Origin of the sequence: Candidatus Microthrix subdominans (assembly GCA_016719385.1) — a bacterium.
Classification (GTDB): Bacteria; Actinomycetota; Acidimicrobiia; order Acidimicrobiales; family Microtrichaceae; genus Microthrix; species Microthrix subdominans.
Genome location: JADJZA010000007.1, coordinates 142,226 through 164,440, shown reverse-complemented (window position 1 = coordinate 164,440; position 22,215 = coordinate 142,226). Strand labels below are relative to the sequence as shown.

Sequence of the window (22,215 nt, the reverse complement as noted above, 5' to 3'; positions counted from 1 at the left end):
GAACGAAATGGGCGCAGGTCGACGGCAGAAACCGGGCTCGAGCCGAGCGACTTCGCCAGGCCCGGTCACCCGTCGCACCGTGCTCGGCGCCGGCGCTGTCGGCGCGGTCGGGCTGGCGCTCGGCGCGTGCAACGTCAACGACCCGAGTGACGAGACCTCCTCCGATGCCACTTCTGCCGCCGCAACGACAACTGCGCCGCTGAAGGCCGAGGATCTGCCGCCAGTCCCCGACGGTCTGCCTGGTGCGCTGTTTACCATTGGGGTCGCCTCCGGCGACCCCTTGCCCAACTCGGTGATGCTGTGGACCCGCCTTGTCGCCGACCCGCTCGACCCCACCGGTGGCTTGCCCGACGCTCCGGTGCCGGTGGCCTGGGAGGTCGCCGCCGATGAGGGCTTCACGTCGGTCGTCGCCTCGGGTTCGGAGGTGGCCGAACCTGGTTACGCACACTCGGTGCACGCTGATGCCACCGGCCTGTCGCCCGACACCTGGTACTGGTACCGCTTCTCGGTCGGCGACGTGCGCAGCGAGCCGGCTCGCACCCGCACGATGCCCGCCGACGACGTCACGCCCGACCGGATGCAGCTGGCCTTCGCATCGTGTCAGGAGTTCAACTCGGGGAGCTACGCCGCCTACGGCGCCATGGCCGCCGACGAGCTCGACCTCGTCGTCTTCCTCGGTGACTACATCTACGAGCGCGGTGGCGGGCGAATGGAGCCCAAAGTGCCACAGCGGGTGACCCAAACGCTCGCTGATTACCGGGTGCAGTACGCGGCATACAAGCGCAACCCCCTGCTCCAGAAGGTCCACCGGCAGGTGCCTTGGGTGCTCACCTGGGACGACCACGAGGTGGGCAACAACTACGCCGGCGTGACGCCCCAGGAGCCCGAGTCGCCCGATGGGTACGAGAAGCGTCGCGCAGCGGCCTACCAGGCCTATTGGGAGCACATGCCGCTTCGAACCGGCCCGCCGGAAGCAGATGGATCCCTCAAGATCTACCGCTCGGTTCAGGTGGGCGCGCTGGCCAAGTTCTTCGTGCTCGACGGTCGCCAGTATCGCTCCGATCAGGTGTGCGGCGACCGGCTGGCGGTGCCCGCCGACGAGTGCCCCGAACGGCTGGACGAGGCGGGCACCATGCTGGGCGCCGAACAGGAAGCATGGCTGGCCAAGGGGCTGGCCGACAACGACACCACCTGGACCGTGCTCGCCCAACAGACGGTGATGTTTCCGCTGGTGATCCGCGACTTGGTGCTCAACCTGGACCAGTGGGACGGCTACGTCGCCGCCCGGGAGCGCCTGTACGACTCCATCATCGACGCCGACCTGGAGAACGTGGTCGTGCTGTCGGGCGACATCCACGCCGCCGGGGCGAGCGACCTGTTCGCCGAGCGCGGCGGTAAGCGAGTACCGGTGGCCCACGAGCTGGTGACCACCTCGATCTCGTCGCTGTCGACGATCGGCGAGCTGGGGCCCGCTGTGGTCTCGTTGGTGGAACAGGTCGCCGCCGACGCCGTGTACGTCAACGCCGAGGATCATGGCTACGGGCGGGTCACCATCACCCCGGAGCGCTGGACGACGGAGTTCGTCATTGTCGCCAACGTGGAAACCGACGATGCCCCGGCGTCGGTCGACGCCACCATCGAGCTTGCCGCTGGCTCCACGGAACTGGTCCGCATCTAACCCGCAACCACGAACTCGGGAGCCCAGAACGCGGTCTGAGCGCGCTCCCGACTCCCGAGTTGCGGATGGGCCACGAACTCGGGAGCCCAGAACGCGGTCTGAGCGCGCTCCCGACTCCCGAGTTGCGGATGGTTGGGTGAAGGGCGGATGGGTGGTGGCTGGACTCAGGCCGGGTCGGGGGTGACTGCGGCCAGCGTGTAGCCGTCCTCGTCGACGTCGACCGTGACCGAGGAGTGCTCGATGACCCTGCCTTCGAGGATCGCCATCGCCAGGCGGTCGCCCAGCTCCCGCTGGATCACCCGCTTCAGCGGGCGAGCGCCGTAGTCGGGGTCGAAGCCCTCGTTGGCCAGCCGGGTACGAGCGGCCTCGGTGAGGCTCAACTCGATGCGGCGGTCGTCCAGCCGGCGACGCAGCCGGTCGAGCTGGATGTCGACGATCTGGTCGATGTCGTCCCGGGTGAGCTCCCGGAACCGCACGATGTCGTCCAACCGGTTGATGAACTCCGGCCGGAAGAAGTCGCGAGGATCGCCCGGCAGGTTGGAGGTCATGATCAACACGACGTTGGTGAAGTCGACCGTGCGGCCCTGGCCGTCGGTGAGACGCCCATCGTCGAGCAGCTGCAACAGCACGTTGAACACGTCGGCGTGCGCCTTCTCGACCTCGTCGAGCAGCACGACGGAGTACGGCCGGCGGCGGACCACCTCGGTGAGCTGGCCGCCCTCGTCGTAGCCGACGTACCCGGGGGGCGCACCGATCAGGCGGCTGACCGAGTGCTTCTCCATGTACTCCGACATATCGATGCGAACCATCGCCCGCTCGTCGTCGAAGAGGTAATCGGCCAGCGACCGGGCCAGCTCGGTCTTGCCGACGCCGGTGGGGCCGAGGAACAGGAACGAGCCGATGGGGCGATCGGGATCCGCGATGCCGGCGCGGCTGCGCCGAATGGCGTTGGCGACGGCGGTGACCGCCTCGTGCTGACCGACGACCCGCCGCTCGAGCACCTCCTCGAGGCGCACCAGCTTGGCCATCTCGCCCTCCATCAGGCGGCTGACCGGGATGCCGGTGACCCGGTTGACGACGACGGCGACGTCCTGTTCGTCGACCTCCTGCTTCAGCATGTGCTTCTCGGACTGAAGCTGGCCCAGCTCGGCGGTGGCCACCTCGATCTCGCGTTCGAGCACGGGCAGATGGCCGTAGCGCACCTCGGAGGCCCGGCTGAGCGACCCCTCTCGCTCGGACCGGTCGGCCTCGTTGCGCAGGTCCTCAACCCGCTCCTTCATCGCCTGGATCTGGTCGATCTTCTCCTTCTCGGCGGTCCAGTGGGCCATCAGGCCGTCGTGCTCCTCCTTGAGGTTGGCCAGCTCCTCGTCGAGGGCTTCCAGGCGTTCGCCGGACGCCGCATCGGTCTCCTTGGCCAATGCAACACGCTCGATCTCGAGACCGCGGATGCGACGATCGATCACGTCGATCTCGGTGGGCAGCGAATCGATCTCGATGCGCAGGGTCGACGCAGCCTCGTCGACCAGGTCGATCGCCTTGTCGGGCAGGAAGCGGCCGGTGATGTAGCGGTCGGACATGACCGCTGCTGACACGAGCGCCGAATCCTTGATGCGCACGCCATGGTGCACCTCGTAGCGGTCCTTCAGGCCCCGCAGGATGGCGACGGTGTTCTCGACCGTGGGCTCGCCGACCAGCACCTGCTGGAAGCGCCGTTCGAGGGCAGCGTCCTTCTCGATGTGCTTGCGAAACTCGTCCAGCGTGGTGGCGCCCACCATGCGCAGCTCACCCCTGGCCAGCATGGGCTTCAACATGTTGCCCGCGTCCATGGAGCCCTCGCCGCTCGCCCCGGCGCCGACCACGGTGTGCATCTCGTCGATGAAGGTGATGATCTCGCCCTCAGACTCGGTGATCTCTCGCAGCACGGCCTGGAGCCGCTCCTCGAACTCGCCCCGGTACTTGGCGCCGGCGACCATCGCCGCCAGGTCGAGCGCGATCACCCGCTTGTTTTTCAGCGAGGTCGGGACGTCGCCCTCGACGATGCGCTGGGCCAGGCCCTCGACGACGGCTGTCTTGCCCACCCCAGGCTCGCCGATCAGCACCGGGTTGTTCTTGGTGCGGCGGCTCAGCACCTGGATGACCCGCCGGATCTCCTCGTCGCGCCCGATCACCGGGTCGAGCTTGCCGGTGCGTGCCGCCTCGGTCAGGTCGCGGCCGTACTTCTCCAGGCTCTGGTAGGTGTCCTCGGGATTCTGACTGGTCACCCGCTGACTGCCACGGATCTCCTGAAGGGCCGACAGCACCTGGTCGCGGTCGACCTCGCCCAGGCGACGGCTGCCCGGGCTGCGCTTCTGGTCGGCGTTGACCAAGGCGAGAAACAGGTGCTCGGTCGACAGGTACTCGTCGGTGAGTCCCTCGCGGAGCGTGTCGGCCTCGTCGAGCAGCGCTGTGAACTCACGGCCGAATCGGGTCTCGCCGCCGTGCGACTGGGGCAGCGCGGCCACCGCCTCATCAGCGGCGTTGCGGACCGCCACCGGGTCGAGCTCCAACCGTCGAACGAGCGGCAACACCACGCCCTCGCTCTGGCGCAGCAATGCGCCGAGGACGTGATCGGGGGTGACCTCCGGGTTGGCGCGCTCGCTCGCCGCCTGCTGGGCGGCACCGATGGCCTCCTGGGTCTTCAAGGTCCAAGTGTTGGGATCGAGTGGCATTTGGCGTGGCTCCTGGGTGTGGTGGGTGGCGCCAGCGGGCGCCAAAGTTGACAATCTTAGGCTTAGGTTTTCTCCTGTGTGGGGTGAAACCCCCGCCAAGGCAGGGGCATTCCCAGCTTTTGGACATTCTCGGCGCATGGTGCCGGGCGAAACCCGATCCGTGACCCATCCTCGGCAGGACGACCATCCGATAGTGCCACCAGAGGGCAACCGAATGTCGAGCGGAGTCCCTCGGGTACCGTGATGGCCCGATGACCGCCGACCACGACACGTTCGAGACGGTGGCCGCACCCACTCGACGCCCGCCCGAGCGAACCGCCGTCTGGTTGGGCGCGGCCGGTGCGCTGATGATGGCTGTCGGCGCAGTTCTGCTCGTGCTGACGGTGGGCCTGTTCGACGATTCCCTCACCTCGGCCAACGAGCGGGGGGTCAACCGCACGAAGGTCACCAGCGCCGAGATCTCCGTCGGATCCACCGACGCGGTGGCCCTCGAGGGCGACCGGGCCAAGACGCTGGTGGCGATCGTCGACCCGGACGTTCCCAGCGACGTGCCGGCGGACGACCTGGGTGTGCCCACGGTGCGTGTGACGTCGCCGGATGGCTCGACGGTACCCGTGAGAGCGACCGATCCGTTGGAGATCATGATCGATGGGGACCGCCGCACGGTCGCGATCGGCCAGTTTCGAACTGTGGAGGCCGGTGGCTACGACGTACAGGTGGCCACCGACGGGGGCGACACCACCGGCGTCGGCATCACCAACAACCTGCTCCCCACCCCCGGCGACCTCGGCGGAGCCGCCGGAACCTTCCTGGCCAGCGCAGCGGCCGCCACCCTGTTGGGCATCGGCGCCCTGCTGAGCATCCTGGGCGTCGCCGGGTGGCTGTGGTTCCGTCGCGCCCGGGGAACTTCGCGAGCCGGGCCGCACCGATGAGCCAAGCTGGTGCGATGCAGGTACACCTCGTCGACGGGACCTACGAGCTGTTCCGGCAGTTCTACGGGCGCAACAGCGGCCACACGAACGCCGAAGGGACCGAGGTGGGCGCAGTGCGGGGGGCGTTGCGGTCCACCTTTGCGCTGCTCAACGACGGGGCGACCCACCTGGGCGTGGCCACCGACCACGTCATCGAATCGTTTCGCAACGACCTGTACGAGGGCTACAAGACCGGCGAGGGCATCGACCCGGACCTGTTCGGTCAATTCGGTCTGTTCGAGGACGCGCTTCGGGCAGCGGGCTTCACCGTGTGGGCGATGGTGGAACAGGAGGCCGACGACGCGCTGGCCGCCGCCGCGAAAGTGGCGTCCGCCGACGATCGGGTGGAGCGGGTGGTGATCCTCACCCCCGACAAGGACCTGGGCCAGTGCTGTGCGTGGCCCAAGGTGGTGCAATACGACCGGCGCAACCAGGTGTTCCGGGACGCCGACGGGGTGCGGGAGAAGTTCGGGGTGGACCCCGCATCGATTCCCGACTGGCTCGGCCTGGTCGGCGACACCGCCGACGGCTTCCCCGGCCTGCCCGGGTGGGGAGCCAAGTCGGCCGCCGCAGTGCTGGCCCATTACAAGCACTTGGAACACATCCCCGATGCCCCCGGCAAGTGGGAGATCAGCGTGCGCAGCGCCGCCAGGCTGGCCGCCACCCTGGCTCAACAGCGCTCGGACGCCTACCTGTTTCGCACGATCGCCACCCTGCAGACCGACGCGGACGTCGGCACGGTCGACGACTGGCGCTGGAGCGGGCCCACCCCCCAGTTGGGGCACTATGCGCAACTGCTCGACGCCCCCGACCTGCTCAGAAGCGCCCAGGCGCTGACGAACCGCTGATGATCACGGCCTGACCGGCCGGCCTCATCCCACCGGCGAGCGGTCGACCGACGCCCTTCGCTCGGTCACACCGAGTGCCGCGTACAATTCGGCGAGCGCCTCGTCGTTGTATGCCTGCACATCGAAGGTTCGCGGAGGCGTCTGCCCCTGCTCGACAAACGATCGCATCGCTGCCGCGAGCTCGGTGGGGTCGCTCTCCACCACCACACCAAACCCGTCGGGAAGAGCGTCTCGGATCGAATCGAAGTGGGTCGAGATGACCGGTAGGCCCAGGGCCAGCGCTTCAAGAATCACCATCGGCTGACCCTCGTAGTCGCTGGAGAGCACAAAGCAATCGCACACCTTCAACAGGTACGTCGGATTCTGAACTTGGCCGGTGAACACGACCGAATCGGACACGCCCAAGCTCGATGCCAGATCCTTGAGTTCGTCGGCGAGCGGACCATCGCCCACGATGACGAGCTGGGTGTCCGGGAACTCCTGGTTGAGGAGCGCAAACGCGTTCATGAGACGCCAATGCGCCTTTTCCGGCGAGAGACGACCCACCGTCACGAACCGAACCGGCGTGTCGCCCCCGGAAGCCACGACCCGGTAGGCGGTCTCCACATCCGCCATCGTCGCCTTCAGCGCGTCCAGGCCCTGGGTTTGAGCCAGTTCCATCATGCAGTCCCGCAGACCGCGCACTTCCAGCTGCCGAGCGCTCATAGGGTCACGCTCGATCGTGGCGGGTGACGGTTCGTCAGACAGGACCAGCCTCGATCGATCGATGGTGTTCCTTGCGCTGACAAACTTTGACGGTTCCACCGGACCGCCCAACTTGCGGCGGTTGACATCTCGCAACGCCGAACTGACCGACACCAGACGGTCGAAGTGCGAATACCGCTCGATCACCGCCAAGACGTTCGCTCGGTTTGGAAACCGGCCGTTCACCTGACGCTGGGCATCGGCGGCCATGTCGCTGTGCAGCCAAATCGCTTTCGTGCCGACCGGCGCTTGGGACATCAGTCGGGCCGAGAACGCCGAGTAGCCGTTGAGGTCCATGACGTAATCAAACTCCGCGTCGCCAAAACACCGACGCCATTCATCGGAGAAGAGCCGGTCCATCCAACGTTGCATCAGCGCGCCGCCGCCCCCTCCTTCAAACTTCTTCCTCACCGGTAGCGCAAACGCCAGCTCGTTCATGCGCCCGGAGCGCGGCAGCCGATTTGCCCGGCTGTCGATTCGTGCCACCATCTCCGGCGACTCGACGGCGGACTCGGCGGGAAAGGCCACCGAGACGTCAAAACGGTCGTGGTCGATCGTGGCCAGCAGGTTCAGTGCCGAGTTGCCAACGCCGTTGTTTCGTAGGGCACCGAGAGCCAAGAGCATCTTCGGTTTCCCCGACTGCGATGCGACCGAACGAGTGCCGTCCCGAGATCCTCCGAAGACGATGTCGATGACCCGGGCCGCGGAGTTGCCGCGCTCGTGGGGACAGGACCACGAACGCCAGTGGGCATAGTTCGGATGACGGTCCGTCGAGCTGAGCTCCTGGTCGACCGCCGCCGACAGGCCATCGGTTGAGGTGACGACCTGGCCGGGGAGCGAGGCCGCCTCGTCATAGAGGCCGTTCTCGTGCGCATAGCCCTCCCGGTCTGGCTGGTAAAAGACCACGGGGCGGCCCGTCTCGAGAAAGTCGATGCAGATGCTCGAATAGTCGGTGATGAGCACATCTGTCAGCCCAAGGATCTCATTGGTCGGGACATCGTTTGGCACCAACACAGCCTCGAGATCGGGCTCTTTTGACATTTCGTCGAAGACCGCTTGATGCACCTTGAGAAGGATGACGACATCGTCGCCCAAACGCGACGTCAGGGCGTGGAGCGCGCCGACCAGCGCTTCCCGGTCTACCCGCGGGCTGTGGACCCTCGACCCGCGCCAGGTGGGTGCATACAGGACGACTCGCTTGCCGTGCAGGCTGATGCCCTGCTCAATCAGGCGCCTGACGGCCCAATCCGTCGTGACGCTTGCCCCGTGCTGACGATCGACACGGGGCGTACCCACGTCGGTGATGATGGCATTGGTCATGCCGGCCAGCCGGTGGCCGGTCAAGTACATGTCCAGGGTCCGCGAATTTGATGACACGAGATAGTCCGCACTGAGAAAGTTCCGGACCACGTTGAGGGTGTGATCGAAGTTTCCGGCCCGGTCGTAGCCCATCAATTTCAGGGGGGTGCCGTGCCACGTGTTCACGTAGACCTGACCCGACCGCTTGGCAAAGTCCTGCTTGAAGGTGACGTTGTTGATGAGGTAGGTACACACGGCCAGCTCGTGCCGGTAGGACGTGGAATCGTGGATCGTATGGCTGACTCGGGGATGGTTCCTGATCTCCCGCGGGACTCGGGCCCAAATACTCTCGTCCGCCACGACCCACACATGATGGAGGTGGTTGTAGTCAGGGTCGCTCAGAAGCCTCTGAAAGATCGCCTCGGGATTGCACAGAACTCCGGCGCCGTGGAAGGACTCGTACAAGACCCGGTGGGGGCGCAGCGGGAACTGACGGGAGGCGAAATGGACCGTGATCCTTGCGAGACGCTTCGAGCGTTGACGTATACGTAGCGCCACTGCGCTCCTCCGGCCGTCGTACGTGGACCCTCCCCGCAGCGGACCGGGTGACGCCGACCAGTCGAAGTGGACGGCCAAAGGCCCCGCCGGGAAGGCCTGCCGAGTATAGGACGGGAGGCCACCTCGGCTTCGGGGTGCAGGACCCACCGAACACGGCTCCCAGCGACGCCCGCCGAGCCGCTACTGATCGGCGACCAGTGCGCTGGCGCCGGTCAGAACCGGCTGCGGTGCACCGTGGGCATCGACGCCGCACAGCTTCTGCCACGCCGCGGGAACGGAGCCCCGCTCGAGCACACCTGCGTTGAGCAGGGCCTCGAGCACCGGACGCGTCGAGACCCGTCGGAGCTGCACCCGGGTGGGGCTTTTATTGACCCGCTTCCAGGTCGGCCAGGGGTCCAACCCGACCTGGGCATAGACGCCGGGATGCACCATGAAACGGAACAGATCCTGAATGACCAGAGGCGCGATCCGCCGGACGACGGTGCGTTCCACCGCCGACGCCCCGGCCCACACCTCGGGCAGCATCGCCCGGGCGAAGCTGAGGTGCCGGGCCTCCTCCTGGCGGTGGTAGCGGTTGACCGAAGCGAGGAACGGATCGGTGTCGGGATGCTCCGAGGCCAGCTTTTGCATACGGTCCGGGATCTCCTCACCAGCGAGCACCATGACGTAGAGCATCGCCAGGTGGTTGGTGATCCAGCCGGTGCCGAAGCGGTCGAGACGGTCCATCCAGGCCTTCCCCTCCAGCGGATGGATCGCCTTGGGGCCGATCTGGGAGATCAGCCGGATGAACAGGCGCTGGTGACGCGTCTCCTCCCCGACCTCGTGCAGCAGGTAGGTGATGCGGGGGTCGGTGAGGTCGGGGGCATAGGCAACCTGACGGGCAAACCCGATCTCGAGCACTGCCTCGAACCGTGTTCCAGCGCTGAACATCGAGGCGACCTCCTCTCGGCTGAGGATGCGACGCTGCTCTGCGGTGAGGCCGAGGTCGAGCCCGGCCACGCTGAGCAGTTCGTCGGCGACCAGTTGCCCGTCGCCGACCGCCCCGGGTAGGTCGACATCGGGTTCGATCACCCGCCGAAGCGATGCCCGATTCAACCGTTCGACACGTTCGACAACAGCAGCCATGGAACTGAGGCTACGACCGTTTACCCAACTCCGACACCCGTCATGACGAATGGCTCGCAAGTTGTGACCAGCGGTGGCGTACGACGCCGGCGATGCCCTCCGGGGCGACGATGGCCACCACGATGAGTGCCAGGCCGTTGATGGCGAACTGCGCGGTCGACGCCGAAGATGATCCGCTGAGGGCGGAGACCAGCCCTTCGGGTGCCAGCGCTCCGGCCAGCAGCGCACCGGCGATCGAGGTGATGCCCGCCAGATAGGCGAGCGCGACGATCGAGAGCGACAGGAACACCTGGTAGCTCTGCACCGACAACGACTGGCGTTGATAGGCCAACAGGACGCCACCCACCCCGGCGAGCGCCGCCGAGACGGCGAACGCAGCCAGCTTCACCCGAGCGACGTCCACCCCGGCCGCAGCGGCGGCCTGCTCGTTGCCTCGCACTGCCAGAAACACCACGCCGGCGCGGGAACGCAACAGCGCCGACACCGCCACGACGGCCGCGCCACACACCAACACGCACACCACGCCGAAGATCGGTCGAGGAAACTCGGCTCCCACCGCCGAGATCGACAGATCGACGCCGAGCAGCGACAGCTTGGGCGCACGCACGCCCGCTGCCCCACCGGTCAACCAGCTCCACTTGAACAACAACTCCTCGATGGCGACGGCTGCGGCCAGGGTGGCGATCGCCAGCGCCATACCCCGCACCCGCACTGCTGGAAGGCCGACGACCACCCCAACGGCGGTCGCCACCAACACGGCGAGCACCGGGGCGAACGGGCCGACGGGCCCCTCGGCAAACCGCACCAGCGCGAACCCGGCGACCCCGGCAAAGGCCAACGGGGCCAGCGAGATCTGGCCGACCCAGCCGGTGAGTACCACGACCGACAGGCTGATGATCGCTGCAACCGCCGACGTGATCAGTCCGCTGCGCAGGTCGGGGCCGAGGACGAACATGGCACCCGAGACCAGGGGCACGAGGAGCGCCGTCGATGCCGCCATGTGCCGAGGGAAGTGCGCCGGTGGGAAACGAGGCGCCACCACCGACCCCCGTTCGGGCAGGGGCCGGCCGCGCAGCAACATCACGCCGAGGATGACCAGCAGCGGAAGCCCCGTTTGCCAGCCCACCTGGGGCACCCAGGTGTAATCGGCCTGCAGGTTGGTCAGCTCGGAGGCCCCCATTCCCAACGCCAAGCCTCCAGCGACGACGACGGGGTAGCTGCGAAAGCCACCGAGGAGGGCGGCCGCCAACGCCGGCACCACGGCCAGGCTGGTAACCAGCGGGTCAAGCCGAGTGATCTGGGCGGCCAGGATGGTGAACGTTCCGGCCAGGCACACCGCCAGCGACCAGTTGCCGAGGGCCAGCAGATCGGGCCGCAAGCCGGCCAAGATGGCACCCCGCTCGTTTTCGGCGGCGGCGGTGGTGGCCAACCCGAATCGGCTGTGGGCACCGACCACCCACAGCACCCCAGCTGTCGCAGCGACGATCACGGCCAGGTAGAACTGATCCGACGTCACCAGGCGACCGAACACGTTCCGACCGGTGTCGTCCACGATGGTGCGGATCAGTACCTCCCCTGGAAACCTCAGCTCGGCCACCGCCCACAGGTAGAGGAACACGCCGACCGAGGCGACCACTGGGGCGAGTGGGGGCGAACGGCGGAGGGGCCGGAACACCAGCAGGTACACGAGCGCCCCCATGACCATCCCGTAGGGAAGGTAGACCGCCATCGCCGTCGCCAGGGTGGGTCGGGAAACCAGGTGGAACGACGAGGGCACGCCCAGCACCGGCAGCGTGACGTCGCCGGTCTCGCGGAAGTTGAAGAACGACAGTGCAATGAACATGCCGAGGGCACCCTGAGCCAGGTTGATCACCCCCGAGGCCCGATAGATCATCACCAAGCCGAGGCCGAGGGCGGCGATCGCCGACCCAGCGCCGAGGCCAAGCAGCATGTAGCCGATGTGAGAGCTCACCGCTCGCTGAGCAGTTCCGCCACATCGATCCAGCCGTCGGAGACCTCCGCGAACTCCTTCGGGCCGATCAGCTCGACGAGCACCTGCTGCGGCGAGCACAGCGCCGGCAACCCGGGCATCTGCTCTCCGTCGCAGGTGTAGGGGTGGCCGTCGAAGTTCTCCTGACCGTCGGTGGCGCGAAACCATTCGACGACCACGTCGGGTGTGGCATCGGCCCCCACCTGCTCCAGCGCCGCCCAGAGGTTCATCGCCGACCGGAAGCTCACCGTCGCAGCGCCGGCGGAGTTGAGATCGTCGGGCCCATATTCCTCGACCACCGCGTGGTAGATCTCGGTGTCTGCCGAATCGACGACCCGCTGGTTGAGCCGACCCTCGATGTTGAAGATCGTGCCGAGCGCCCGATCGACGCCCACCTGATCAAGCCACTTCTGATCGGCGCACGCGCCCACCAGGTACACCGGCACGTCGACTTCGAGGTCGGCCACCGCATCGAGCGCGGGAGCGCACGAGGTGTCGGCTGCGCCCAGGATCAGCGCATCCGGTTCGGCGTCGAGCGCCTTTTGGATCGGCGCCACCAAATCGGTCGACGTGAGGGGAAAGGTGACCTCGACCACCTGCTCGACGCCCAGCCGCTGCATCAGCTCGGCGCCGTAGGTGTGTGCTCCATCGGCGATCGCGCCGTAATCGGCATAGACCATCGCGACCTTTTTGGCCTTGACGCGCTGCGCTGCGTCGGCGCCGAAGGCGGCGAACGCACCCGCCGTGCCGCCGGAGAACTGAAAGCTCATCGGGCTACGCATCTCGTCATAACTCACCGGGATGCCACCCACGTAGGGAACGCCCGCCTCCTCGAGCAGAGCGATGCCTGGACCGCTCATCACGTTGATTCCCCCCAGCACCGCTACCACCTCGTCGTTGAGTACCTGCCGGGCGCAGCGCTGGGAGCTCTCTGGCGACAAGGACACCGAACACGCAAACAGCTCGATCGGGTGCCCGTCCACCCCTCCGAGTTCGGTGTTGATGAACTCGACCGCCGTCTCGGTGGCTTCCAGCAGCTCGGGCAGCGCGGCGATCGGCCCATCGCTGATGCCGATGAAGCCCACCTTCACCGGGGCGGCGTCCGGGTCGGCCCGCTCAGCCGTCGCCGGAAGGTCACCGTCGAACCACGTGGCATCTGGAAAGCGCTCGATCACCGGGCCGTCGTCGCTCATCGGCTCGTAACCGCCAGCGGTCATGGCGCTCTGGGTGGAGGTTGCCGACCCTGCCTGCTGCCCCGGACCTCCGACCGTCCCCGTCTCCGAGCATCCCACCAACAGAACCACAGCGGTCAGGCCGGCGACCGCCAGCACCGGGCGGAGCGCCGCCACGCGTCCGATCACTCGACGATGCAATCCCATCGGCTCACCTCCGGCACTCGATCGTAGGCGTTGAACGTCTATGACCGGTCCTTGGGTGGGCACCGTCGAACCCAGGGCAAGGCAGCCATGGCAGACTTGCTCAATGGCCGCAGCGGCGATCGAGGTGCAGGCGGGTGACCGTGCGGTTCGTGTATCCAGTCCCGACCGGATCCTGTGGCCCCAAGCCGGCATCACCAAGGGCGACCTGGCCCGTTACTGGGCCGACTTAGGCGAGGTTGGCCTGCGGGGATACAGAAGTCGACCGGTGCACCTGCACCGCTTTCCCAAGGGCATTGACGCCGACGGGTTCTTCCAGAAGCGCATCCCCAGCCAACGGCCGGACTGGATACATCGCGCCCACATCGTGGGGCCCAACGGCACGAGTTCCGATGCGCTGTGCCCGACCGACGTGGCACACCTCGTGTGGGGCGCCCAGATGGGGACGATCGAGTTCCATCCCTGGCCAACCCGCAGCTGGGAGCCCGAACATCCCGACGAGCTACGGATCGACCTGGACCCATCGCCGGGCACCGGGTTTGACGAGGCCCGTCAGGCCGCGGGACTCACCCGTGAGGTACTGACAGAGGTGGGCCTGACCGGCTGGCCCAAGACATCGGGCAAACGGGGCATCCACGTGCTCGTTCGCATCACGCCGTCGTGGGACTTCGTGCAGGTGCGGGCCGCTGCCGTCGCGCTGGCTCGGGAACTGGAGCGGCGCGCGCCCAAGCTGGTGACAGCGGCCTGGTGGAAGGAGGAACGCGGCGAGCGGGTATTCGTCGACTTCAACCAGAACTGTCGAGACCGCACGTTGTGCGGCGCCTGGTCGCCGCGACCAACACCTACGGCCACCGTGTCTGCGCCGTTCCGCTGGGCCGACCTCGAGCACGTCGAACCCGGCGACGTCACGGTCGCCAACGGAGTTCGCCACCTCGCCTCCACAGGCGACGCCCACGGGGGTATCGATGACGCTGCCGCTTCCATCGACGGTCTGCTGGAGTGGGCCGACCGCGACGAAGCCAACGGCATCCCCGATGCCCCCTGGCCCCCTACATTTCCCAAGATGCCTGGAGAGGCGCGTCGAGTGGCACCGAGCCGCCGGACCAGTCAGCCGTGAGGGGTCGCGCCGGAGGGCCTCAGCTGGTCACCATCGGTGCCCATCGACCGACCGAAAATCCACGATGCTGTGAAGAGGTTGGACAGGACATACGGAAGCAGGTATCGCTGAATATCGATGTATCCAGTCGACAGGAGTGCGGCCACGCCCACGGTTGCGAGCACCGAGGCAGGACCGATCCATCGCTCGCGACCGCGCAGCGTCAGGCCGTACATGCAACCCGCCAGCGCTCCGACTGCGAGCAGGGAGTACACCCACTTTGAATCCCGCAGCGGCCACTGAGTAGCGGTCACGACCGAGGGTGGCGACCAATCAACGGTTTCATGGGAATCGTTCACCTGTTCCAGTACCGCTGCGGCGCCGCTTGCACTTCCCAGCCAGTTCTGGGCGACAGGATCCTGACCGGCACCAACTCGGTTGCGCAGGTTCGCAAGGTCGGCATGACGTCCTCCGGCTAGGCCCCCAAAGAATGAAAGCCCTTGCTGTGCCCTCCGGGTGGTTCCAGCGGCACGGAACAGGCGGTCAATTCTCTCTTCGACGATCTTCTTACGCTTGTGAGGGTCCGGTTCGATTCTGCGCAGCTGGGGATAATAGTTGAAATCTTTGCGAAATTCCAAGGCGCTCTCCGGAACACGATCGAAAGGAGTGAGCGTAAATACCGAATAGTAGGCACCCCACCAGTGGGCATACTGTTGCTCCGCAAGCGGCGTTGCCTCGTCGTACTCGCGTGAGTTTTCTACTACTTGACCAACCACCATGATCGACAGAAGCACGCCCACACCCACGCCGACAGCAAGCACGCGACGCACATTGACCTGTCGGTGCTGAGCCAGTACGAAGAACAGCGCGACCACCGGCAAGCCGAGCAGCACATATTGCAACTTAAGCGCTGTAGCGAACATCACGACTACTATCGCCGCCACAAGCCACCGTTCGGGATGTCTCGAGACCGGCACAGACCGCAGCGGCACCTGAGAGGTTGCGCCCGCGATGACGGCCACCGCCACCAGAATACCCAACGACAGAAGAATCGATTCGTTGAGGACGAAGTTGGTCCAGAACACAATGTTGGTTGAGGTGACGAACCACAAAGCTGGGGCTGCCCAAAGCCGTAGTACTCGCCAAGCCAAGACGAGAGCAACCAACAGGAGAAGCCGCTGGCAGAGCACAATGGCGAAAAGCCGGTCGATTCCAAAGAGGTTGGAAATCTGATCGATACACCAGAGCCAGACCGGGTACGCGAGTTGCCGGTACCCCTCCGCTACGAAACCTGTCGAAAGCGGCGAGGATGCCCGCTTCAGGTAGCCGAGGGAGTCATTGGTCACCACCGGGGTCCAGCGAACGCCAATCAGACGGCAAACGGCAATAATCAGGACCGCCCATTCAAGGATCTTTCGCACACGCGGGGCGTGTTTTCGGTACGAGGAGGCGCGGGCCCGTAACCTTTCGAGACGACCGTCCAGAGAATCGAAAAATGACCGAGTTGGTCGAGAATCTGTCTGAAGTGGACGACCCGTTGCGGGTTCAGACCTCAAGGAAGTCGGTCGCTCTGGTTGATCGCCCATATTTCCTTAGCCTACTTCAGCAGTTGGCGGATCCACTGAGAGCCAACCCGCCCTTTCGCCTTGGCTAGTGTTTCGGGCCTCTGCAGGAATGGACCCGGCTACAAATGGGCCTTCACCGGTCGCGGTTAAGTGCCGCGGGGTGGTGTAGGAGACCCCCGGAGCGGGTGGTCATCGCTTCAGCCTCTGAGCCGATTTGTTGTGCTCGGCTCGGGTTCTATTTGTAGTCGGACGGGCGGGGTTGCGTCAAGCACCTTTCGGGTCGATTGTATGAACAACGGACGCGTCGGTCCAGGCCGACGTCACGCCGGTTTGGGTGAATAGGACAGTTGGGTTGCCGGTCGTGTCAATAGATGGTGACAGTCCCGATCAACGAAGGTGGATGAGACCCGTTTGGGGTCAGGCGGCCCTGGGTGCGACCTCCTTGGGTGGGCCCTCACCGACCGGGTCGGGCTGGTGACGGGCCGCCTTGAGCGTTTCGGCGCTCATGTAACGCTTCCCGACCGTCCACTCGTCGGTCTGCTCGGCGAGCATCGCCCCGATCAGACGGATCGCAGCAGAGCGGTTCGGGAAGATCCCCACCACGTTGGTGCGCCGACGGACCTCCTTGTTGAGCCGCTCCTGGGGGTTGTTCGAGCGGATCTTGGTCCAGTGCTGGACCGGGAAAGCGGTGAACGCCAGGATCTCATCGGCGGCGTCGAGGACCCGTTCGGCGACATCGTCGAACCCCGCAGCGGTGAGTTTGTCGACAACGTCGGCGAGCTGGTCCCAGGTCGAGTCCCGGTCGGGCTGCTCGAAGATCGACCGCACCAACGCTGCGACCATCGGCCACGCTGCTTTGGTGACCCGTGTGGCCAGGTTCGCCATGAAGTGGGTGCGGCAGCGTTGCCAGCCCGCACCGGTCAACACCTGCCCGATGGCGGCCTTGATGCCGCCGTGGGCGTCGGAGATCACGAGCTCGACACCAGAGAGCCCACGGGCGACCAGGCCCCGCAGGAACGCGGTCCACGACGCTGTCGACTCGGTCGTGACAATGTCGAACCCGATGACCTCTCGGCGACCCTCGGCGTTCACCGCGGTCGCGATCACCGCTGAGACGTTCACGACCCGGCCGCCCTCGCGGACTTTCTGGGTGAGGGCGTCGATCCACACGTAGCGGTATGGGCCGGCGTCGAGGGGCCGTTCGCGGAACTCGGTCACCTTCACATCGAGATCAGCGGACAGCCGTGACACCTGCGAAGGCGACATCCCCTCGATGCCCATGGCCTGGACAACGTCATCGATCCGGCGGGTGGACACCCCTTTCACATAGGCCTCCGCGACCACCGACGCCAACGCCTGCTCAGCACGTTTGCGGTGGGTCAACAGCCAGTCTGGGTAGTAGGTGCCCTCCCGGAGTTTCGGGACTGCCAGGTCGACGGTCCCGGCCCGGGTGTCCCACCGGCGTGTCCGATAGCCGTTGCGCGAGTTGACCCGTTGGTCGGTGCGTTCGTTGTATCCGGCCTGACACTGAGCCGAGGCTTCGGCGGACATCAGCGCCTCGGCGAAGTCCTTCACCAGCGCTGCCAGCAGGTCACCGCCGGCGTCGTCGGACTCCAGATGGTTGCGCAGCCATCCGGCCGCGTCGATAGTGGTTGGGGTGGTGGTCATCGTGTCTCCTCAAGTCGTTGGTTGTGCTTCAACTTGAGACTGGCGCGATGACCACCAACACCGGTGGACCCTCACCACCCCCGGCCCCCTGTTACACCACTTCCCGGCACTCAACTCCGGTCGCCCACGCCGGGCGTGTCACTTTGGAACGAGTTGTGCCGAACCTCCTCCCCAAAAGCATCGACCGCGGCGTCCTTGCCCTGGTCGGACTCGGCGGTGTCGGTGCTTGGGCAGCTTGGGGAGGCCCTGGAGCTCCGTCGATGCGGCACGTGGCTGGTGCTATCGCTGCGCTCGGTGCGGCTGCCTTGCTGGCCTACAAGCTGAGGTTCCTCACCGGGAGAGTCCGACACAACCAAGAGACCGTGCAGCAACAACGACGGTTGCTGGCTGAGCACGGTACCGAGATACAACGCCTACGTGACGATCTTGACCGTGCTCACGCCCGTGCGGAAGCGGCGGGGCGCGGTGTCTCACAAGCCCATCACCAAGCAAAGGCGGCGACTCGGGAGGCCAACAAGGCGATGGACTTGGCCGTGCACACGGGCACAACCCTCCGCCAAGAGCTGGAGGGTCGCTTCACCGATGTGGAAAGGGTCGCTTCGGTTCCGGTGACCGGTGTGCCTCAACCTCTTCTGAGCATTGCGGTGCCCGGATTCAACCGCCCCTACCTGCTGGAGGAATGCCTGGCATCCATGGTCTCCGAGCTCGAGTTTGTGGAACCGGGCACCGTAGAGATTGTGGTCACCGACGATCATTCACCCGACCGGCGGGCGACCGCTGTGGCAGCCGAGTTTGCCCGGACACACCCCTTCGTGGGGCTACGAATCAATCCGGAGAACCTCGGTCTGGAGGCCAACCTGCTCGAGGCGGCCCGAGGCTGCCGAGGTGAGTTCGTCTGGATCTTCGGTAACGACGACCGTTGGCTACCGGGCAGTTTTGCCCAGGTACTGGAGGACGTACGCGCCGCACCGGCGGACGTGTTGTTGTTCGAGAAGTCCAGGATGGGGCTGGATGGTCGTCCGATACCTGACCGTGACGGCAGCACTCCGATCGAGTTGGACTCCGGTCAGGCCCATTGCTTCGACTGTCTGATGGACGTTGGCACACATACCGGGGTGAACTCGGCGCTTGGGTGGATCAGCCAGGTCATCATGAGGCGCCAACCGTTTCTGGCGGTCGACCCCGAGCCCTACATGGGGCTCACCATGTACCCACAGCTGGCGATGATGCTCGAGGCATTCGGCGACCGTCCGCTGTTCTACCGGAATCACCGGGCTGCGCTGCATCGCACCCCAACCGCCGCGCAGCGATTGGCCGAATTGTTGGGACGACGTGAGGCCACCTTTTGGCAGATGGGCCCCGTGCAGCGGGCCCGCTGGTTTGGTGCCAGCTACGCCGCTCTGCTGCAACGGGTCGTGGACCGAAGCACCCTCGATACAACAGACTTCGCCGATCATCGAGAGCGGCTCTTCACGGATAAAACGCTCGTCGACTGGATGGAGTCGAACTGGCGAGAGGGCCTGGCAGACGGCCTGGAACTGCCTGAGGACTGGTTGGCGGACGCTCGTCGGTTCTTCGAGCTGTTGGGCCGAACACCGCCGGGCTGAACCGTCCATCGTGTCGCCTCGCGAATCAACCCCGACCGACCAGCTTGAGCAACGCCCGGTAGGGGCGCCGAAGCAGCGGCGCCGAACGCACTCGATTCTGGGCTCGCACAGCACGTGATGACATGAGCTGATCCAATCGCCGCTGCTGTCGCAGCGCCCGTTGCCGGGTTCTGCCGAGATCGCGTTCCGCCACGCTCATCCGCTTCTGCGCCTGGGCCAGATCGCGACGCAAGTCGTTCCGTTCGCCTTCGACCACCGCAAGGCGGTCGATCGCCCGGGCGCCGGTCGAGACCCGCGGCCGAAGTTCCCAGACCTCGGTCTGAAGCGCATTGAAGTCCTTGGTGACCCCGTCAAGAAACGCGCCGGTTGCCCGGGAGGCTTCGACCGGGTCGGGCGGTCGCAGATGGAAGTCGTCCAGCGCAGCCTGATACACGCCGACCAACGCATCGACGGCGTCGCCAACTCCGGCGTTGGCTCGTACCCAGTCGGTCACCTTCGCCGCGTCCGCTGCGTCGTAGGCCGTCAGCTGGTCGATGATCGTGTCGGCGGAGACCGGCAGGGTCTGCGTGCGGATACCGAAGTTCAGCCGCCGCAGCCGCTCCATGTTGTCGGTGCGAACCAGCGGGCCGAAGGCGCGGGACGAACCGATCATGACCGACGCGCCGGCGGCCATCGCCTCAAGCGCCGAGCGCCCTTGAGCCAGCACCAGGTCGTAACCCCCCACAAGCTCTTCGGGGTGCCGAGTCGCCGTGCCCATCTTCTCGCCGACCACGTCGAGGTGAGCACCCAACTTGGCTGCGGCCTCCCGAGCCGCCTCCAGATAGGGCGCCCCTTCGAAGACGTAGTTGGAGAACAGCAGCAACCGACGAGGGGTCGGCTCGGGCTCGGCAACGCGCGCAAAGCGATCGAGATCGACGAAGTTGGGCACGATCACGATGCGATCGTCCGCCACCCCGTGTTGCAGTGCGAGGCGGTCGCGCACCGCCTCGTCGACGGCAACGTAACGCGTCACGTTGGGATGCAGCACCGGTTGTTCGGGCCACGGCCTCCAGCCGTGGCTGACCCCGACCATCGGTACATCGCCGTAGTGACAGAGAGCGTTCATCGCAACCAGGTGGTGCTGGCCGTGGATGACGTCAGGGCGCACGCCGAACTCTCCAAGATTATCGCTGACCGCAATGGTGGCGTTGATCATCTCATCGGCAACAGCGCCGAGTTCGGAGGTGTACACCATGGGGCGATGCCCCCGACGCAGTAACTCAGTGGCCAGGTCGCGCACGTAGAGTTCCGAGCCCCAGGGGCTGGTCATCTTCCGGTTGGTGATGAGGATCTTCATCGGCAAACCTCGACCGTATCTGCCGGCGCCGTCGGCGACGACGAACGGCCGGCGGACCGGGCGAGCAGCTCGTCGTTTGGCGGAGCAAAGTGGACCAGGGAGCGACGCCCCCTTCGGCCGTCGGCCCGGAGTAGCTCTTTGAGCACATCGACGCCCGGAGCAAGACCAGGGTGGCCCACCAGAAACACCAGGTCGTGACGGGCGGCGGCATGAGCGATCTCCTCGATCATCGGTCGCAACCCAGCGTGGACCCGTACTTCCAAACCCCACGAATCCAACGCTTCGATCAGCGCTCGTTGCTCCGCCTCGGTGACCCGGTCGGCATCACCCATGAAGTCCTCGCTTCGGGTGACGTGCACCTCGTCCACATCCAGGCCCACCAGGATTCCGCCGAGCAGTTCACCCTGTTGGGCGTTGAGTTCGGCACCTCGGTTGCCTCGCACCGCTATCGCTGCCACGAACCGGCGGGCTTCCCGGCGAAGCGGGGTCAACGCGGCTTCTACGGTGTTGGCAAGGCTGTGCGGGTTACACATGTCGTCCACCAGCGTGAACGGACGTCGGGTCACCACCTGAAGACGCCGGGGTAAGCCGGCAAAGTCGTTCAGGCCTGCCTCCACCGCCTCGAACGATGCCCCTGACAGCACCGCAGCGGTTCCGGCCAGCGCAGCGCTCGTCAGCACATGGCCGGTGACGTGAGGGTTGGAAACCTCGACCACACCCTCGACGCCGCTGCTGAGCCGGGCAAAGTCGGCCCCAAAGAACAGCCCATCGTCGGTGATTCTGACGGCCGATCCCGCAGACCGACCGACCGACACGTCGATCGCCCCGGTGCCGGCCGCCACCTGTACGACGGCGGGTTCGTCGCCGTGAAACACGGCGTAGCCGGCTGGGCCGAGTTGCTCGAACATGGAACGTTTGGTGGCTCGGTAGGTGGCCTCATCGCCGTGTACATCCAGGTGGTCCACCCCGATGGTCGTACACACCCCGATGTCCACCTCCACATCCGCCACCCGAGCATCCGCAATGGCCTGCGAAGAAACCTCCACGACCGCTACCTCGCAGTCCGCACCGCGCGATTCGCCGAGCCACCGCTGCAGTTGGGGTGCGTCGGGCGTGGTCAGCGTGGGACGCCAGGTTCGGTCGCCGACGCCGGCCAGTTCGCTGCACGAGAACGCGTTTCGCACCCCTGCGCGCTGCAGGCACGCAGCGGCCATGAGCACGACGGTGGTCTTGGCGTTGGTACCTGTGACGCCGACGACCGGAAGGCCGTGGGACGGAAACCCGAAGAGGTTGGCCGAGGCGAACGACATCGCACGGCGCTCGTCGTTCGTCTCCAGCACCGCCACCCCCCGAGCAGCCAGGTCTGCGGCCAGGTCCGGAGAGGGATTGCTCCAGCAGACTGCAACCGCTCCTGCGTCAACCGCTGAGCGAATCGCCCCGATCGCCCGCCGCTCACCCAACAGGTTGATGTGAAGGTCGCCGGGCGCCGTGGGCTCCAGGCTCCAGCTCACGCCCCGGTAGCGAATCTCGCTGGAAAGCTCTGGCAACGAATTGATGATGCCCCGGTCGAAGAGCTTCTGGCCAAGATCGGCCACCGACGCGCCAAGGGCTGATCGCATCGCGTCAGTATCCCAGAGGAAGCTGCG

Annotated in this window: 14 protein-coding genes; 5 read left to right on the top strand and 9 right to left on the bottom strand. The window is 66.1% G+C overall.

What is annotated here, in order from left to right; genetic code table 11:
* Positions 1-7 precede the first annotated feature (7 nt).
* Positions 8-1,678 carry an alkaline phosphatase D family protein gene (locus tag IPN02_10870; protein MBK9297310.1) on the top strand — a complete coding sequence of 557 codons (1,671 nt, stop codon included), beginning with the start codon at positions 8-10 and terminating at the stop codon, positions 1,676-1,678.
* 164 nt (positions 1,679-1,842) lie between these two features.
* Here IPN02_10870 and IPN02_10865 read toward each other — a convergent pair whose 3' ends face one another.
* Positions 1,843-4,386: an AAA family ATPase gene (locus tag IPN02_10865; protein ID MBK9297309.1), complete on the bottom strand. Its 2,544-nt coding sequence runs from the start codon at positions 4,384-4,386 to the stop codon at positions 1,843-1,845.
* Positions 4,387-4,637: 251 nt separating this feature from the next.
* Here IPN02_10865 and IPN02_10860 point away from each other — a divergent pair, with 251 nt between their 5' ends.
* Positions 4,638-5,318: a hypothetical protein gene (locus IPN02_10860; GenBank protein MBK9297308.1), complete on the top strand. Its 681-nt coding sequence runs from the start codon at positions 4,638-4,640 to the stop codon at positions 5,316-5,318.
* Positions 5,319-5,332: 14 nt separating this feature from the next.
* Positions 5,333-6,205 carry a flap endonuclease gene (locus IPN02_10855; GenBank protein ID MBK9297307.1) on the top strand — a complete coding sequence of 291 codons (873 nt, stop codon included), beginning with the start codon at positions 5,333-5,335 and terminating at the stop codon, positions 6,203-6,205.
* A 24-nt stretch (positions 6,206-6,229) separates the two neighbouring features.
* Here IPN02_10855 and IPN02_10850 read toward each other — a convergent pair whose 3' ends face one another.
* The 4 genes from IPN02_10850 to IPN02_10835 form a co-directional block, all read right to left on the bottom strand.
* A complete protein-coding gene (locus tag IPN02_10850; GenBank protein MBK9297306.1) occupies positions 6,230-8,806 on the bottom strand; it encodes a CDP-glycerol glycerophosphotransferase family protein in 2,577 nt (858 codons plus the stop codon).
* Between the two features lie 180 nt (positions 8,807-8,986).
* Positions 8,987-9,931, bottom strand: a complete 945-nt coding sequence (locus IPN02_10845) for a diiron oxygenase (GenBank protein MBK9297305.1) — start codon at positions 9,929-9,931, stop codon at positions 8,987-8,989.
* Between the two features lie 40 nt (positions 9,932-9,971).
* Complete coding sequence (locus tag IPN02_10840) at positions 9,972-11,903, bottom strand: ABC transporter permease (protein MBK9297304.1); 1,932 nt, start codon at positions 11,901-11,903, stop codon at positions 9,972-9,974.
* Complete coding sequence (locus tag IPN02_10835) at positions 11,900-13,300, bottom strand: ABC transporter substrate-binding protein (protein ID MBK9297303.1); 1,401 nt, start codon at positions 13,298-13,300, stop codon at positions 11,900-11,902. The genes IPN02_10840 and IPN02_10835 overlap by 4 nt, the downstream gene beginning before the upstream one ends.
* 103 nt (positions 13,301-13,403) lie before the next feature.
* Between IPN02_10835 and ligD the strand changes: the two genes are divergently transcribed.
* Positions 13,404-14,414: a non-homologous end-joining DNA ligase gene (gene ligD / locus IPN02_10830; protein MBK9297302.1), complete on the top strand. Its 1,011-nt coding sequence runs from the start codon at positions 13,404-13,406 to the stop codon at positions 14,412-14,414.
* Here the strand turns inward: ligD and IPN02_10825 are convergent.
* Both IPN02_10825 and IPN02_10820 read right to left on the bottom strand, forming a co-directional pair.
* Positions 14,405-15,814, bottom strand: coding sequence for a hypothetical protein (locus tag IPN02_10825; GenBank protein MBK9297301.1), 1,410 nt, complete (start codon positions 15,812-15,814; stop codon positions 14,405-14,407). The genes ligD and IPN02_10825 overlap by 10 nt on opposite strands.
* A gap of 561 nt (positions 15,815-16,375) precedes the next feature.
* Positions 16,376-17,626, bottom strand: coding sequence for an IS256 family transposase (locus tag IPN02_10820; protein MBK9297300.1), 1,251 nt, complete (start codon positions 17,624-17,626; stop codon positions 16,376-16,378).
* Between the two features lie 269 nt (positions 17,627-17,895).
* On the opposite strand from IPN02_10820, the gene IPN02_10815 reads away from it, so the two are divergent.
* On the top strand, positions 17,896-19,233 hold the full coding sequence (locus tag IPN02_10815) for a glycosyltransferase (GenBank protein ID MBK9297299.1): 1,338 nt from the start codon (positions 17,896-17,898) through the stop codon (positions 19,231-19,233).
* Positions 19,234-19,258: 25 nt separating this feature from the next.
* On the opposite strand, the gene IPN02_10810 is transcribed toward IPN02_10815, so the two are convergent.
* On the bottom strand, positions 19,259-20,569 hold the full coding sequence (locus IPN02_10810; GenBank protein MBK9297298.1) for a glycosyltransferase family 4 protein: 1,311 nt from the start codon (positions 20,567-20,569) through the stop codon (positions 19,259-19,261).
* Entirely contained in the window at positions 20,566-22,188 is a 1,623-nt protein-coding gene (locus IPN02_10805) for a hypothetical protein (protein MBK9297297.1), read from the bottom strand. The genes IPN02_10810 and IPN02_10805 overlap by 4 nt, the downstream gene beginning before the upstream one ends.
* Positions 22,189-22,215: the final 27 nt, after the last annotated feature.